15 protein-coding genes are annotated in these 15,077 nt (G+C 56.7%); 7 read left to right on the top strand and 8 right to left on the bottom strand.

Annotated elements, in window-relative coordinates; genetic code table 11:
- Positions 1-83: 83 nt before the first annotated feature.
- Genes AC2TDA_RS15060 through AC2TDA_RS15030 form a run of 7 tightly spaced genes read right to left on the bottom strand, consistent with a single transcriptional unit; the run spans position 84 to position 8,274 of the window.
- Entirely contained in the window at positions 84-2,021 is a 1,938-nt protein-coding gene (locus AC2TDA_RS15060; RefSeq protein WP_480879512.1) for a multiheme c-type cytochrome, read from the bottom strand.
- Positions 2,018-3,304 (bottom strand): hypothetical protein, encoded by a 1,287-nt coding sequence (locus AC2TDA_RS15055; RefSeq protein WP_480879511.1) that lies wholly within the window; start codon positions 3,302-3,304, stop codon positions 2,018-2,020. Before AC2TDA_RS15055 ends, AC2TDA_RS15060 begins: the two co-directional genes overlap by 4 nt.
- Positions 3,304-4,839: a VWA domain-containing protein gene (locus AC2TDA_RS15050; RefSeq protein ID WP_480879857.1), complete on the bottom strand. Its 1,536-nt coding sequence runs from the start codon at positions 4,837-4,839 to the stop codon at positions 3,304-3,306. Before AC2TDA_RS15050 ends, AC2TDA_RS15055 begins: the two co-directional genes overlap by 1 nt.
- Positions 4,839-5,822 carry a VWA domain-containing protein gene (locus AC2TDA_RS15045; RefSeq protein WP_480879510.1) on the bottom strand — a complete coding sequence of 328 codons (984 nt, stop codon included), beginning with the start codon at positions 5,820-5,822 and terminating at the stop codon, positions 4,839-4,841. Before AC2TDA_RS15045 ends, AC2TDA_RS15050 begins: the two co-directional genes overlap by 1 nt.
- 1 nt (position 5,823) lies before the next feature.
- Positions 5,824-6,300 (bottom strand): DUF4381 domain-containing protein, encoded by a 477-nt coding sequence (locus tag AC2TDA_RS15040; protein ID WP_480879509.1) that lies wholly within the window; start codon positions 6,298-6,300, stop codon positions 5,824-5,826.
- Positions 6,297-7,277, bottom strand: a complete 981-nt coding sequence (locus AC2TDA_RS15035; RefSeq protein WP_480879508.1) for a DUF58 domain-containing protein — start codon at positions 7,275-7,277, stop codon at positions 6,297-6,299. Before AC2TDA_RS15035 ends, AC2TDA_RS15040 begins: the two co-directional genes overlap by 4 nt.
- Before the next feature lie 7 nt (positions 7,278-7,284).
- Positions 7,285-8,274, bottom strand: a complete 990-nt coding sequence (locus AC2TDA_RS15030) for an AAA family ATPase (RefSeq protein ID WP_480879507.1) — start codon at positions 8,272-8,274, stop codon at positions 7,285-7,287.
- 322 nt (positions 8,275-8,596) lie between these two features.
- On the opposite strand from AC2TDA_RS15030, the gene AC2TDA_RS15025 reads away from it, so the two are divergent.
- The 7 genes from AC2TDA_RS15025 to AC2TDA_RS14995 all read left to right on the top strand — a co-directional run bounded on the left by AC2TDA_RS15025 (position 8,597) and on the right by AC2TDA_RS14995 (position 14,884).
- Positions 8,597-9,265, top strand: a complete 669-nt coding sequence (locus AC2TDA_RS15025; protein WP_480879506.1) for a Crp/Fnr family transcriptional regulator — start codon at positions 8,597-8,599, stop codon at positions 9,263-9,265.
- A 104-nt stretch (positions 9,266-9,369) separates the two neighbouring features.
- Positions 9,370-9,582, top strand: a complete 213-nt coding sequence (locus AC2TDA_RS15020; protein WP_480879504.1) for a YgaP family membrane protein — start codon at positions 9,370-9,372, stop codon at positions 9,580-9,582.
- Positions 9,579-10,013, top strand: a complete 435-nt coding sequence (locus AC2TDA_RS15015) for a YeeE/YedE family protein (RefSeq protein WP_480879503.1) — start codon at positions 9,579-9,581, stop codon at positions 10,011-10,013. Before AC2TDA_RS15020 ends, AC2TDA_RS15015 begins: the two co-directional genes overlap by 4 nt.
- A gap of 3 nt (positions 10,014-10,016) precedes the next feature.
- A complete protein-coding gene (locus AC2TDA_RS15010) occupies positions 10,017-10,454 on the top strand; it encodes a DUF6691 family protein (protein WP_480879502.1) in 438 nt (145 codons plus the stop codon).
- A gap of 25 nt (positions 10,455-10,479) precedes the next feature.
- Positions 10,480-11,361 (top strand): MBL fold metallo-hydrolase, encoded by an 882-nt coding sequence (locus tag AC2TDA_RS15005; RefSeq protein ID WP_480847492.1) that lies wholly within the window; start codon positions 10,480-10,482, stop codon positions 11,359-11,361.
- 22 nt (positions 11,362-11,383) lie between these two features.
- Positions 11,384-13,063, top strand: coding sequence for a bifunctional protein tyrosine phosphatase family protein/NAD(P)/FAD-dependent oxidoreductase (locus tag AC2TDA_RS15000; protein ID WP_480879501.1), 1,680 nt, complete (start codon positions 11,384-11,386; stop codon positions 13,061-13,063).
- Between the two features lie 84 nt (positions 13,064-13,147).
- Positions 13,148-14,884: a SulP family inorganic anion transporter gene (locus tag AC2TDA_RS14995; protein WP_480879500.1), complete on the top strand. Its 1,737-nt coding sequence runs from the start codon at positions 13,148-13,150 to the stop codon at positions 14,882-14,884.
- A gap of 95 nt (positions 14,885-14,979) precedes the next feature.
- Here AC2TDA_RS14995 and AC2TDA_RS14990 read toward each other — a convergent pair.
- A partial coding sequence (locus AC2TDA_RS14990) for a hypothetical protein (protein WP_480879856.1) occupies positions 14,980-15,077 on the bottom strand: 98 nt, incomplete at its 5' end.

Genomic DNA, 15,077 nt, shown 5'->3' with positions numbered 1-15,077 from the left:
GGTGTTGCCGTTCAGTCGTTTTCACCTACGGCTTCGTTGATTAAGCTTGCTTTGCAAGAGATTTATAGCTCGATCGGCGGTGCCTATTGTGACAAGATAGAGGCCCGCAATTCGCTCAGCGCCTGACTGTCTGGCAGTTTGCCCAGTGCTTCCTCCAAAACAGCCAAAGTGGCCTCGCGACCATCCACAGCGGCAGTAATCCGAGCCAGCATCACCCACGCTTCTTCGCGTTGTGGGTCCATGCGTACTACCTCCCCGAAAGCCCCCTGGGCAGCCTGGAAATTTCGTAATGTGAGCGCCATGCCGCCCAGCACCAAATGCGTTTCTGGAAAATCTATTCGCGCTTGCAGGGATTTCCGCCATTCTGCCATCGCCAGCCGCATATCTGCTTCAGCCCGTTTCGAAAGGCGAACCTTCGGAGCTGTCAGCATAGCCTTGGCCGCCTCGATCCGGACCATCCGCTTTGGATCACCCAGCATTTCACTGATACGCTGCACTTGAGTCTGCGGTGGGGCTGCCTGCTGGACCGAAATCGCTGCTGCACGAACCAAAGGGTCATCGTCTGCAAGCAATGGTGCCATTTCATTGGCTGCAGCTTCGTCGGCACTTTGAGACAGCAACCACAATGCTGTTGCTCGGATCAGGCCCGGTTGGCTTTCGTCCAGTGCCAGCTTTCTTAAATTCGGTTGCGCATCGGCGGCGTTCGCCCTTCCAGAAGCCAAGGCCACTCCGTAATGCGAGCGAGAAGCGGCGCTCGGATGATGTTTTGCAATCTCTGCCGCCGCCCATTCCGCGGACTGGTCCGAGTGGCAATCCGTACAGGCATCAGGCGCACCGGTTGTTGCTGCCAGATCAGGTCGTGGAATGCGAAAGCTGTGATCGCGCCGACCGTCGATACCCATATAAGTTCGCTCGATCATGTGACAGTTTTTGCACTGAGCTCCGTCGGACCCTTCTTCATGAAAGTGATGAGACGCGGCATCATAGGATTTTAATGGCAGCGACGCGAAATCGGGGTTCCCCGCCGGTGAGTGGCACTGCGTACAGACCGTGTTGCCCTCGGCTTTCAATCCAGCTGTATGAGCGTCATGACAATTCAGGCAGCCAACCCCTTTGTTGTACATCTTGGACTGCAGGAATGAGCCGTAAACATAGACCTCGTCCAATATTTGGCCGTCCGCGTGGTAAAGACCCGGGCGCAACAATGAGAGGTTATAGGCATCGTGAAAACCTGTGCCCGGCAACGGGTTTCCGTCCCCCAGCGGCTCACGCCGGGAATGGCATGTCGCGCATTGTTGAATGGTTGCCTCGGTTCCCGCCGTCTTGAAATCCATCGAAAACCCATATCCTTGCGGAGCCGAGTCCGCGGAAACACTCGGTGTTTCAGCCCAATCGACATGGCGCGAACCGGGACCATGGCAAGCCTCGCATCCGACACCGATTTCTGCTTGGGTCGAGGCATAGGTCTGACGGGTTTCATCAAAGCGTTTTTCGAACCCGGTAGCGTGGCATTCCGCGCATCGGGCGTTCCAGTTCTTATAGGGGCCGGTCCAATGCAACCCGTCATTTGGTGGCAGATTCTGGTCGGGATATAGGTGATACCAGCGTTCCTCAGCGACATCCCAGACGACATCAAAACTCTGCACTTTTCCCGGTTCTGTCTCGATCAGGTATTGCTGGAGCGGTGCGACTCCAGCAACCGAATGAACGGTGTAGTCGTTCACTGCGCCGTCCGCCTCGATTAGACGAACATGATAGGCACCATCCACTACCGAGAATTCATACTGTACCCCGTCATGTTCGAAACGGGTTCCTTCAAAATCACCCAAAACCGTTTCCGGTGACGGCTTGGTCCAGGCGAGCGCATGGTGCGAACCAGCCCAAGCATCGGCGGTTTCCTGATGGCAGGTGGTGCATTGCGCGGACCCAACATAGCGGACCGTTTCGTTCGAAGTTTGCGCCCACGCTGTTGCAGACAAGAAGAACCCGATCAACAAATAGGAAATTAGAGATCGGGTCATCTGGAACTCCTGCCGGTTGCCTGAACCGGGTTTAAAGGTGGCAGGGATGAAAGAACACCCGGCTTCGCGCCCTCAGGGTGATACGTACGAACCGCGTCGCGTAGGCTGGTCCAGGCCGCATCATCGTTCACCTCGTTGGCGGTTCGGCCGTAGCGTGCCTTGCCAATCTGCACTAGGGCCTCGCTGATGGCGGCATCTTGCTTGGGATCAATACCGCTTTGCCTTTCGGCCCAAAGTTCCAAAGCGTTCAGGCAGGCCGCCAGATCCTGCCTTCTTATTGCGTCGCGCAAGGTGTCGCGGGCATATTGGGCCGAAGCCAGATAGTGCGCTTTACGCTTCGCCCGATGGCGTGACCAACGCGACCAAACCGGTTGCAAGACCAACAACAGACAACCTAGCACGGTAATTCCTGCAACTGCGATCCAGATCAATGTCTGCAAGGTGAGATCCGAGGCGCGTCGCGCGACCGGTGCGTCCACCTCTAACGGGAAACCTTCAACTGCTGCCGTTTCGATTTGACCTGTTTCCAGATTGAACCACTCCAAAGCAATTGCTTCGGCCAAGCCATTGCCGCCGCTTTGCGCAAGATAAGTCACCTGTTCGACCCGGGTTCCGACAAGTACGCCGCGCTCGGAGGTTTCGGTCAACAGGGGCTCAGACGGATAAGTGGCGATCCCTTCAATCGGAGGTGTTTGCACAAGCGCCGGAATAAACATGGGCGACGTGCCTTCGATCTTGGCAGTAATGCGTCGCTGGACGCTGTCACCGGGTGAAAGCGGCGCCTGTCCACCGGAAACCTCCTGCGTCAGCTCAAGTTTTGTTGCGCCGATAAACGGGTCCATACCTTCGGCGCCCTCGGGCAACTTGCCGGTGATGACGATCGCCTCGATTTTGGCGCGATCCTCACGTGGAGCATTCGTTTCCGGGTCGGCCCATGTCACAATCAATTCCTGTTCCGGTATTTCGTAACGGCCCGGCGCCATTGGCATAAGGCGATAGCGACGTGTAACCCCGGACCACGTATCACCATTGACGCTTTCGCTGACCGGACCGGTGGCGCGGTCCGGAAGCCGTACGTTCAAGTTGGGCGCTTCGAAACTTGGGAACACAACCGGTTTGGGCATCCATGTTGGCACCAGAACAGTAATGCGAAGATCAATCGCCTGGCCTGGGATCGCTTCGTCCGCCGCCTGCTCCACGGATACGCGCGGCGCAAGTTCGGTCTGCGCAAACGCCGAACCGGCAGCCAGAATGAGGGCAAGGCACAAACGGATTAATCGCATCATTGCCTCGCGTTTGCCTCAAACTGAAACCGCATCCGCAGAAAATCCTCGGTACGCGTATCGACAGTTGTCATCCATTGTTCAGCGCTCAGGACAGCAACCTCTCCCTGAGGTTGTTGTTCTAACTGAGTATCCGCCCCGCGCGCGGCTTCATTGTCGAATACGACGTCATCTGCGCCGATACCTGCCTCTTCGCCAGTATCCGAAGCTTCGCGTGTGGCTTCAATATATTCCACGATTTCCTGCGCGGTGTGCAGGTTTTCTACAGCGCCAGGGAAATCAGGATCACGCTCCACCGTTGTCTTGAATGCACGCACGCCATCACGGTACTGCCGATTCTTGATATGGGCCAAACCTTGGGTGAACGACGCCTCGGCCGTGTCGAGGCGCTGTAGCACGTCAATCGCATCGGCATAGCGGCCAGCACGATAGAGGGTGTAGCCCTGCCACAGAGGATCGACGAAGGTCTCGGCCGCACTTTGGAAATCGTTGTTGCGGTAAGCCCGGTACCCTTGTTGATCCGGTGTCAGGAACCAGTCTGCGATCCCGTCTGCATGAGCAGACGAAGGCCCAATAGGTGAAGCCATAAGCGCGATAATGGCAGCAGACCAACGCATCGTCCAACCCTGCCTGAACCAGATCAAGGCTAACAGGACGGCTGGCACGGCCAGCCACCAGCCGCGATCCTCCCATGGCTGGTCTCCATTCTGTAGGATGGCTCGGCGATAATCCGTGTTCAGCAACCTGTCCAACCGTGCAACATCTGCGTCATTTGGTGTCGTGCGGATCACGGGCACGGATGCGAGCAGATCGAGGCCCTGATCACCGATGCCATCCGGCAGCATCGCCAAAGTGGCAATAGATGTACTCTCAACAGTATTGAGCTGACGCGCATCGGTTACGCTCATCCCGTCCAGAACAAACAGGATACCGCCCTCCCGCTCTGCCTCCAGCAGCGTAGTAGCCAGTTCCAGTGCGGCAGTCGCATTTGAGCCACTCTCGGGCATTACTTCGGGTTGCAATCCCTCCAGGTAGGGCAGCATGACCTGCGGATCTTCGGTAAACGGCAAAACGCGATGTGCGGTTCCTGCATAAGCCACCAATGCGGTGCGCCCGCCGGCGCGCAAATCTAGCAGGTCCCGGATCTTGAATTTTGCGCGCTCTAAACGGTCAGGCGGCAAGTCAGGCGACACCATCGATGGAGTCACTTCAAGTGCAATCACCAATGGACCGGTTTTGGCCAGAAACGGATCCACTTGCCGCGTCCAGGTTGGCCCCGAGGTGCCAAGAATGGCAAGCGCAAGGATCAGCGCGACATGGTCGATCGGCAAATACCACCCACGCCCCGCGTCGCCGACAGTTAGTGCCTTTTGTAGATGTGGGGCAATTCGGTCTGACATCGGGTTGGACCGGGTTGCTGCGCGGCGATTCACCCACCAAAGAACCAGCAATGGAAGCAACAGCATCAGCCACAAAGGGCGCAGAAAGTGAAAGGCCTCCAGAAACAATCCCAATTCGCGCAGCAGCAGGTCCATCACGCGGCTCTCCAACCAGTTCGCCGCAAGGTCAGAAGAGTCAGGGTAAGCAAACCCAGAAACGACGCCAAAGCCAAAGCAACGGGCGCCAACTGCGTACGGGGTCGATACGAAACCTGCTCGACCAGACGTGGTGCCAATTCGTCAATCCGTGCGTATACAGACGCCAGTGCTTCCGCGTCCGAAGCAAAAAAGGAACTGCCGCCTGTTCGTTCGGCAATATCAGCAAGGGCTTGAGTGTCGACGCGGTTTTCCCCCGTTGCGTTGGGATCGCCGACCGCGATGGTATGAATTTCAACGCCCTTGCTACGCGCGATCTCTGCAGCGTTCAAAGGGCTCATGCGGCTGCCGGTATCGCTGCCATCGGACAGCAGGATCATCAAACGTTGATCAACCTCGCTGACCTCAAAGGTCCGAATACCCAGCCCGATGGCGTCGCCAATGACTGTGTTTGGCCCAGCCATTCCAACTTCGGTTAGCTCCACCAGGTCGCTGATCGTGGCCAGATCCTCGGTTAGCGGCGCCTGAAGGAAAGCGCGGGTCCCAAAGACGATTAGCGCAACACGGTCACCTTCGCGCTCGGCAACGAAATCCTGAACCACATTCTTGACTGCCGCCAACCGCTGCACGCGATCCCCATTCGGCATTTCGAAATCGACAATGTCCATCGATCCTGAAATATCGATGGCCAGAACCACGTCGCGGGCGGACCGGGTGATTTCAATGGGCTCACCCAGCCGTTCCGGACGAGAGAGCGCCAGAACCAAAAGCACCCAAATCGCCACCGCCGTCACCATCTGAATCCGAGTCCGTTGCAGGATAACTGCGCCGGGGGACGGTGTGACCTCGGCTGCGACAACAATTTTTCGGAAAAATGGAAATCTGAGCGCCGGCACTCTTTCTTTCCGGGCAGGCATGAATCGCCAGACCAGCCAAGGCAGCGGTAATAGTAACAAGGCATAAGGAAAATCTAACGCAATCACGTTACCCCTCCCGCTTGTGACTTCGGACCCAGCGTTCCGCGCAACTTTTCAACCCAGATGCCATGGCAGGGTGGGATGAATACGGAGTCTGCGACACAACCTGCCCCTCGCCCTGCCGGAAATAGGAACCACCGCCGGTCCGGTCCAGAAAGGCAAGCCAGTCAGGGCCGCTCAGGCTTGCTACATCCGCACGCGGGAATGCAGCCAGCGCACAGCGTCTGAGAATTTCAGCAATCGCCACAGGGTCGGATGCCGCGGCTTTTAGCGCGGCCAGCGCATCTCGCCGATAAGCGTTTGCCAGATAATGACGCCGCCAGCGCCACAGCCCATACGCCAGCAAACTCAGCAGAATGACAGCCACGGCTGCCCATCCCCAGGTTTGCGGCATCATTGGAATCGCTGGCGGCTCCGGGGGTGGAACAAGACGATCAATGAGGTCGACCAGAGTGACAGGTGCTGTTTCGCCAGTTTCGTTCATCGCCGCATCAACCCCATCAGCCGCCGCATCTGTGCAAGGCTATCCTGCGCAGATGTGAGGGGCAGGACGGGAATTCCCATAGTCCGCGTCCAGTCCAGAACTTCGGCCAGGCGGCCGCGCGACATCTCAAGCAACTGGCGATGTACCGTTTTCTTCCCTGTATCTATCTCGGCCTGCATGATCCCGTCCGAAATGATCAGTCGGAGATCTTCTGGTAGGTCATCGGCAATCGGATCCGTCACAAATCCGAGGATCAGATCATTGTGGCGCGACAGTCCGCGGATCAGCTTGTTCGTCTGGTCGTCAATGATGTCAAAATCCGAAAAGACCAAAACCAGATGGTCCCGAGGGGCAATCCGGCTGACCGAGGCCAAGACCTGATTCAGGCTGACAGGCGCAACATTTGGCGCATCAGCACGCAACAACGCATTTGCGCCCGCAATTGCAGTCAGAAACCGGTTCAAAGCGGCTGTACTTCGGCGTGGTCTGATTTCGGCAATTGCTTCGTCGCCGAATACGATCCCACCGACCCTGTCACCCTGATCCAGAATTCGGAACGCTGCAAGAGCTGCGCATTCGGCAGCCGTGACAGATTTCATGTTCAGGTGAGAGCCAAAGAACATCGACATTCGCTGATCCACGACAATCAACGCAGGCCGGTCTCGTTCTTCGGTAAACACTCGGACATAGGGTTTGCCGGTGCGCGCGGTTACTTTCCAGTCGATTGACCGGACATCATCGGACGGCAGGTAGCCACGCAACTCTTCAAAGGCCAGCCCTCGCCCACGCATCCGCGAGGCATGCCGACCGTTCAGGGCACTACCTGAAGGCTGCCGTGGTAGAAAATTGAGGGATCGGGCTTGCCCTTGCAGTCGCCGCAGATGTGCCAGGTCCACAGACACCCGAGCATCGAGATCGGAGTCTGCGGATGGGACGGGTGTTATCCCAGTTCGAACACGGGCAGCCCGGTCAATCATAACATCCTCATGTCAACGCAACCTGAGTGATCATCTCTTCCACGACACGGTCAGGGGTGACGCCTTCGCCCTGGGCCTCATAGCTCAGACCCAGGCGATGACGGAATACATTGGCGGCGATGGCGCGGATATCCTGCGGATCCACGTAATCACGGCCTTTCATCCAGGCGTGGGTTCGGCCGCATTTGTCCAAAGCCAACGACGCACGTGGACTTGCGCCCACTTCGATCCAACGCCCGAGGTCATTACCGAAGTCGCCGGGATTACGCGTCGCACACACAAGATCCACCATATAGCGTTCCATCGCATCCGAAACGTGGACGTCCACAATCTCGCTGCGGGCCTGAAACACCATGTCCTGAGACATGGTCTCCGGCGGCTTGGTACTCGAAGATTTTGGCTTACTGGCTGCGGCTTCTTCGCCGCGCACCAATCGGATCACCTGCACTTCATCTTCGGCAGGCGGGTAATCAACCAGAACATGCATCAGGAACCGATCCATCTGTGCCTCGGGCAGTGGATACGTCCCTTCTTGTTCGATCGGATTCTGTGTCGCCATCACCATGAACAGCGGCGGCATTTTGTGGGTCGTGCTGGCAACCGTGACCTGACGCTCCTCCATAGCTTCCAGCAAAGCGGCCTGCACTTTCGCCGGGGCGCGGTTTATTTCGTCCGCCAGAACCAGATTGGCGAAGATCGGCCCGGGCTCGAACCGGAATTCAGATCCCTTGTCGGTCTGGTAATAAACCTCTGTCCCGGTCACATCTGACGGCAACAGATCTGGCGTGAACTGGATGCGGCTGAACTGGCTTTCCAGATTTTTGGCCAACGCCTTGACCGCCCTCGTCTTAGCCAGTCCGGGCAGGCCTTCGACCAATAGATTGCCGTTTGCCAACAACCCGATCACCAGTCTTTCGATCACGTCCCTTTGTCCGATTATCGACTCGCCCATCCGGGAAATCAGAGTGTCAATTGCATTCTGCGCATCTGTTGCCATAGGAATTCCAAAACAAGCTGAAATAAGGACACCCTGAGCCCGTAAGCACAGGTATTTGGTGATAATGTACTGTTCGCCTAGATCGCACTTCGCCGCAACTCAGAACGACGACGATTACCTAGTCGGCATTGAAACCGGAGGCTGATTAAATTGCAATGCCGGAAACTGGCACCGTCAATCGCGTTTCAGAGTTCGGGTCGTTGAGATCAGTTTAAGGAACATCTTTCGCCTGTACATCAGCCGTGCCATTTTGGAACGTGCAAGTGTCTGCTATTGAACTTTCGTTCTACGGCAGACCCGCTGTGGCAAAGAGGGACTAACAGTGTCGTGGATCGATACGTTCAAAGGGCTGAGCCGCCTGCCGGAAGATATCCGCACCGAGCTTGAAGGCGGGAGCCAGATTGTTTCGGTCCCTGCGGGTACGCAGGTTTTTGCGCCGGGCCAATCTGCTGACAATCTGCTGCTGCTGCTCGAAGGCACGGTGCGGGTCCAGCAAAGGTCGGACACCGGACGTGAGGTTTTTCTCTACCGGGTACACGCCGGGGAAAGCTGCGTTTTGACCACAGCCTGCATGCTGGCCTTCGAGGAGTATTCCGCAGATGGTATTGCCGAAACGGACGTATCGGCTGTTGCCATCCCCAGACAGACCTTTGATGATCTGCTGGCACGTTCGCCAGTGTTCAGAGAATTCGTTCTGGCAGCGTATTCACGGCGGATTACCGACCTTTTCACGCTGATTGACGATATCGTGTTTCAGCGCATGGATGTTCGCCTTGCCGCCCGTCTGCTGGAGCTTGCCGACCAGGATGGGATCATTCACGCAACACACGCATTTCTTGGAACGGAACTCGGGACTGCTCGCGAAGTGATTTCGCGCACTCTGTCGGAATTTCAACGTCGAGGCTGGGTTGAACAATCTCGCGGAGAAGTGCGTTTGACGGGGCGGGTCGGTCTTGAACGGCTGGCCAGATCGGCTGGCGTCGAAGGATAAAGGCAAGCCTTAAAACCAGGCCTCGCCAGTTTGGTGATCAAGTCACCAAAGATCGTTGTTGCCTTATGCAATGTTGCCTCCATCGAATCTCGATGGAGTGAGACATGAAGACCAATATGGGAAAGATTGACCGGGCCCTCCGCCTGATACTGGCAGCGGTCCTTCTGCTTGCGGCTTTCAGCACAACTGCAATCGGATCAGGCCTTATGTTTTGGTTGGCTCTGGCAGTTGCAGGTGTCTTTACGCTGACGGCATTTGTCGGCAGCTGTCCGCTTTATTCTGTTTTTGGCCTCAAGACCTGTCAGGATTGCGGATGATCGAGACTGCATTTACGCCTTGGGCATCGCTAACGGGCGGCGTTCTGATCGGAATCTCCGCAACCCTTCTGATGCTTTTCCTGGGTCGCGTGATGGGTGCCACAGGTATTCTTTCGGGTCTGCTCCAACCTCGGTCCAGAAACGACTTTACATGGCGTGCGTCTTTGGTGGCCGGAATGGTAACTGGACCACTGGTCGTCGCGATGGTGACAGGGCAATTTCCAGCTGTACAAGTTCCGAACTCAACCGCAGCGCTTGTTCTGGGCGGTTTCATCGTCGGACTGGGTGTCACCTTCGGGGCTGGATGTACGTCGGGTCATGGAGTCTGCGGCATGGCTCGGCTCAGCCCCCGGTCCATCGTGGCGACAGTAACATTCATGGCCTTCACCTTCGCGACTGTTTTCATTGTCCGACACGTGATCGGAGGCTGAGACATGAATCTGATCTTAACTTACCTGATTGGCCTTGTTTTTGGCGTAGGTATTTCAATCTCGGGCATGGCAAACCCAGCCAAGGTATTGAATTTCTTTGACGTGTTGGGATCGTGGGACCCGTCCCTGATCTTTGTGATGGGCGGAGCGTTGATGACTACCTTTGTCGGCTACAAGCTGGTTTTCGGTCGCGCTAGGCCAGTCTTCGAAACCAGTTTCAAAGTTCCTACGTCGCGATCAATCGATGCACAGCTCGTCGGTGGCTCGGCCGTATTTGGAATCGGCTGGGGTATATCCGGCTTCTGTCCGGGCGGCGCGCTGCCCGCACTCGGCACTGGCCGGTGGGAGGTCTTCGGTTTTGTCGCCGCACTTTTGGTCGGGATCGCCCTTGCCCAGGTTCTGCGCCCCACCGCCATACCAAAACTACAGGCCAAGCCCTGAAACTATCCGGAGGAGAACCGCTAAGATGACCTATCCCGTGAACATGACGATTAAGCCCGAAGTACAGGCCTTTTTTGACAAGACCACGAACACGATCAGCTATATCGTGAAGGATCCGAATTCGAACGCTTGCGTTATCGTCGACAGTGTCATGGACATCGACTACGCCGCGGGCCGTATCACCTTTGACCACGCCGACGAGCTGATCCGCTGCATCACCGAGCAGGGGTTGCAACTGGAGTGGATCATCGAAACCCATGTCCATGCCGACCACCTGTCTGCCGCGCCCTACATTCAGGGGAAACTGGGCGGCAAGATCGGAGTCGGATCGAAGATCACCGTTGTACAGGACACGTTCGGCAAAGTTTTCAACGAAGGTACCGAATTTCAGCGGGACGGTTCGCAGTTCGACGCGTTGTTCGAAGACGGCGACACCTACATGATTGGCACCATGCAGGCGTTCGCCATGTACACGCCAGGCCACACGCCAGCCTGCATGGTGCACGTGATGGGCGACGCCGCCTTTGTAGGCGATACCCTTTTTATGCCGGATGGCGGCTCTGCGCGGGCGGATTTTCCCGGTGGTGATGCGGGTATACTTTATGACTCGATCCAGAAGGTTCTTGCTCTGCCCGACGAAGCCCGACTGTTTATGTGCCATGACTACGGACCAAACGGTCGCGATATTGCCTGGGAAACCACCGTGGCCGAAGAAAAGGCGCACAACATCCATGTCGGTGGCGGCAAGACGAAAGAAGAATTCGTCAAATACCGCACCGAACGCGATGCCACCCTTGCCATGCCAAATCTCATCCTTCCGTCCCTGCAAGTAAATATGCGCGCGGGTGAGGTACCGACCGATGCGGATGGGAACCCTATGCTCAAAGTGCCGGTCAACGGGATTTGAGTCGGAAAAGGGGAGAAAAAGCATGAAACTCTGGGAAATATCGTCAAAGTTCGCGGTCAGCCCTCAAATCACGGCTGAGGATGTTGAAACCCTCGCCGCGCAAGGGTATCGCGCGATTATCTGCAACCGGCCCGACGGCGAAGGTGCTGACCAGCCGTCGTTCAAAGAGATTGAGGCTGCGGCACAGGCAGCTGGCATCGAAGCACGATATGTCCCAATAAAATCCGGCTTAGTGAAGGACGAGGACATCACCATTTTTGGTGAAGCCCTGGAGGATCTGCAGCGCCCGGTTCTGGCCTATTGCCGCACCGGCACACGGTCGGCCACGCTCTGGTCCTTTCACGAGGCGAAGAAACGCCCGATGGCCGAAATCCTGATGGCGACCAAGGCGGCCGGGTATGACATGAACGGGGTTGCCCGCCGCATTGCGAATGGTGGGAAAACTCCGACCGATACCGGAGACGCCCATTTCGACATCGTGATCGTCGGCGCTGGAGCAGGCGGGATTTCCGTAGCTGCCAGCCTGAAGTCACGACAGCCGGATCTGAACATTGCAGTCATCGACCCAGCGGACATTCACTACTACCAGCCCGGCTGGACGATGGTTGGCGGTGGCATCTTTGATGTTCAGACAACGGCCAAGACGATGGGCAGCTTGATCCCGATGGGTGTGCATTGGGTCAAATCCGCCGTCGCGGCATTTGAGCCGGACAACAACGCAGTCATCCTGGATGGTTGCCGGGTCGTGAAATACGACCGTCTGGTTGTGTGCCCCGGCCTGAAACTTGATTGGGGCAAAGTCGAGGGCCTGAAAGAGACGCTGGGCCGCAATGGTGTGACGTCGAATTACCGCTATGACCTCGCCCCGTATACCTGGCAACTGGTGCAGGAGATCAAGGAAGGGCGGGCTATCTTTACCCAACCTCCGATGCCGATCAAATGTGCAGGCGCACCGCAAAAGGCAATGTACTTGTCCGGCGACGCCTGGGTCCGCGGGGGTGTGCTCAAGAATATCGACATTCAGTTCATGAACGCAGGCGGCGTGCTGTTCGGCGTCAAGGACTACGTGCCTGCACTGCAGAAATACATTGAGAAATACGGCACAACGCTCAACTATTTTCACAATCTGATCTCGGTCGACGGCCCCGCAAGGAAGGCAGTTTTCGAAGTCAAAAAACCAGATACCGACGCAACCACGGTCGAGGTCGACTTCGACATGATGCATGTCTGTCCACCCCAGACCGCGCCGGATTTCATTCGGGTATCGCCTTTGGCCGACGCATCGGGTTGGGTCGACGTAGACCAGTCAACGCTGCGCCACAAAAGCTATGACAACATCTGGTCGCTGGGTGACGTGATGAATGCGCCCAATGCCAAAACCGCTGCTGCAGCCCGCAAACAGGCCCCGACAGTCGCGGATAACATCGTGGCCGACATTGCCGGCCGATCAGCGGTGGCACAATACGACGGTTATGGTTCCTGTCCTTTGACCGTTGAGCGCGGCAAGATCGTTCTGGCCGAATTCGGCTATGGCGGCGCCCTCAAACCTAGTTTCCCGAGGTTCCTGATCGATGGGACACAGCCAAGCCGGGCGGCCTGGTTTCTGAAGGAAATTCTACTTCCGCCGATTTACTGGAAAGCAATGCTGCGCGGTAAAGAATGGATGGCCAGACCCGAAAAGCTCAGGGTCGCGGCAAAGTAGCCAACTGACATCCGCACAATCCAATCACGGTGCATTGCAGATAGCGCGGCGTGAGTTGCCCACTTATCGTCACAGAATAGCAGAATGATCGATAAAATCCGCCAATATGTTCCTGTTCTTGATTGGGGCCGTACCTATTCCAGGGCAGCGTTCTCCAATGATTTGATCGCAGCCGTGATCGTGACGATTATGCTGATCCCGCAATCGCTGGCCTATGCCTTACTGGCCGGATTGCCGCCCGAGGCAGGAATTTATGCCTCCATCGTACCCATCGCGCTGTATGCCATTTTCGGAACAAGCCGGTCGCTGGCCGTTGGTCCGGTCGCGGTTGTCTCGCTCCTGACGGCATCCGCGATCGGGCAAGTCGCCCAACAGGGGACAGCGGGTTATGCGACTGCGGCCCTGGCCCTTGCGTTTCTATCCGGCGGGTTTCTTGTGCTGATGGGCGTCTTGCGCCTGGGGTTTCTTGCAAATTTTCTCAGCCATCCGGTGATTGCAGGATTCATCACAGCCTCTGGCATCCTTATCGCGACCAGCCAGCTCAAGCATATATTGGGCATCAATGCACATGGTCACACGCTGCCTGAGATGCTGGGCTCAAATTTTGCACATCTGACCGAGGTCAACTGGTTCACAATGACAATCGGATTGGTTGCCGCAGGGTTTCTGTTCTGGGTTCGCAATAACCTCAAACCGTTACTCCTACGGCTCGGATCGCCCTCAACACTGGTCGATGTTCTGACGAAAGCCGGCCCTGTCGGCGTTGTGGTTGCCACGACCGTCGCCGTCTGGGGCTTTGGTCTTTCAGATCAGGGCGTAAAGATAGTCGGCGCGGTACCGCAAAGTCTGCCGCCACTGACCCTGCCCGACCTATCGCCAGATCTACTGAGCGCGCTTCTTTTACCGGCCATCCTTATTTCGATCATCGGATTTGTCGAAAGCGTCTCAGTCGCGCAGACCCTCGCCGCGAAAAAGCGTCAGCGCATCAACCCCGATCAGGAATTGATCGGTCTTGGGGCCGCAAATCTCGGGGCCGCTTTCACCGGTGGCTATCCCGTAACCGGTGGTTTTGCCCGATCGGTGGTAAATTTCGATGCTGGTGCGGAAACACCTGCGGCCGGAGCATTTACCGCTATCGGCCTCGCATTCGCCGCCGTCGCGCTTACGCCGTTGGTCTATTACCTTCCAAACGCAACACTGGCGGCCACTATCATTGTTGCCGTACTTAGCCTTGTCGATCTGTCGATCCTGAAAAAAACATGGAGATACTCCCGTGCCGATTTCACCGCCGTGGCGGCAACAATTCTGCTTACGCTTGGCCTTGGCGTCGAAGTTGGTGTGGCATCCGGTGTGGCCATTTCGGTCCTGTTGCATCTCTACAAGACATCGCGACCACATGTGGCCGAGGTTGGATTGGTCCCTGGCACACAGCATTTCCGGAACGTTCTGCGCCATGAAGTTCAGACAGACCCATCGGTTGTAACGCTGCGCGTCGACGAGAGCCTGTATTTTGTAAATGCACGGTTTCTGGAAGACTTGGTACAGCGGCGTGTGACCGAAACATACACCGTTCAACACGTCATCCTGATGTTTTCGGCTGTTAACGAAGTCGACTTTTCCGCGCTGGAAAGTCTCGAAGCGATCAATCTGCGTCTGAAGGATCTGGGCGTCGGCCTTCACCTGTCAGAGGTCAAGGGACCCGTAATGGACCGTCTGAAAAGGTCACATTTCCTCCAGGATCTGAATGGGCACGTTTTTCTGTCTCAGTACGATGCCTGGAAAGATCTCATGCGCACGCCACTGCCCGAGGCTGCGGAGTAAGGGTTGCCGAGGCTGTATTTACTGACTGGCTTGCACGCAACATAGGCGCTTTCCAGATCAGAATGCGCCTGAAAGAATATTCGACCAACATCTATTCAGCGAAGGATCGAGTGTCCTGCGTATTCGGCGACTTCGCCTAGGCTCTCTTCGATGCGGATCAGCTGGTTGTACTTCGCCAACCGGTCCGAGCGCG

The sequence above is a fragment of the Ruegeria sp. HKCCD6426 genome (assembly GCF_057221115.1).
This window is presented reverse-complemented; position numbering and strand designations above follow the sequence as displayed.

Excerpts from the sequence above, each read along its gene's own strand:
- AC2TDA_RS15060 (WP_480879512.1), bottom strand. The coding sequence starts at position 2,021 with ATGACCCGATCTCTAATTTCCTATTTGTTGATCGGGTTCTTCTTGTCT.
- AC2TDA_RS15055 (WP_480879511.1), bottom strand. The coding sequence starts at position 3,304 with ATGCGATTAATCCGTTTGTGCCTTGCCCTCATTCTGGCTGCCGGTTCG.
- AC2TDA_RS15050 (WP_480879857.1), bottom strand. The coding sequence starts at position 4,839 with ATGGACCTGCTGCTGCGCGAATTGGGATTGTTTCTGGAGGCCTTTCAC.
- AC2TDA_RS15040 (WP_480879509.1), bottom strand. The coding sequence starts at position 6,300 with ATGAACGAAACTGGCGAAACAGCACCTGTCACTCTGGTCGACCTCATT.
- AC2TDA_RS15035 (WP_480879508.1), bottom strand. The coding sequence starts at position 7,277 with ATGATTGACCGGGCTGCCCGTGTTCGAACTGGGATAACACCCGTCCCA.
- AC2TDA_RS15030 (WP_480879507.1), bottom strand. The coding sequence starts at position 8,274 with ATGGCAACAGATGCGCAGAATGCAATTGACACTCTGATTTCCCGGATG.
- AC2TDA_RS15020 (WP_480879504.1), top strand. The coding sequence starts at position 9,370 with ATGAAGACCAATATGGGAAAGATTGACCGGGCCCTCCGCCTGATACTG.
- AC2TDA_RS15015 (WP_480879503.1), top strand. The coding sequence starts at position 9,579 with ATGATCGAGACTGCATTTACGCCTTGGGCATCGCTAACGGGCGGCGTT.
- AC2TDA_RS15010 (WP_480879502.1), top strand. The coding sequence starts at position 10,017 with ATGAATCTGATCTTAACTTACCTGATTGGCCTTGTTTTTGGCGTAGGT.
- AC2TDA_RS15005 (WP_480847492.1), top strand. The coding sequence starts at position 10,480 with ATGACCTATCCCGTGAACATGACGATTAAGCCCGAAGTACAGGCCTTT.
- AC2TDA_RS15000 (WP_480879501.1), top strand. The coding sequence starts at position 11,384 with ATGAAACTCTGGGAAATATCGTCAAAGTTCGCGGTCAGCCCTCAAATC.
- AC2TDA_RS14995 (WP_480879500.1), top strand. The coding sequence starts at position 13,148 with ATGATCGATAAAATCCGCCAATATGTTCCTGTTCTTGATTGGGGCCGT.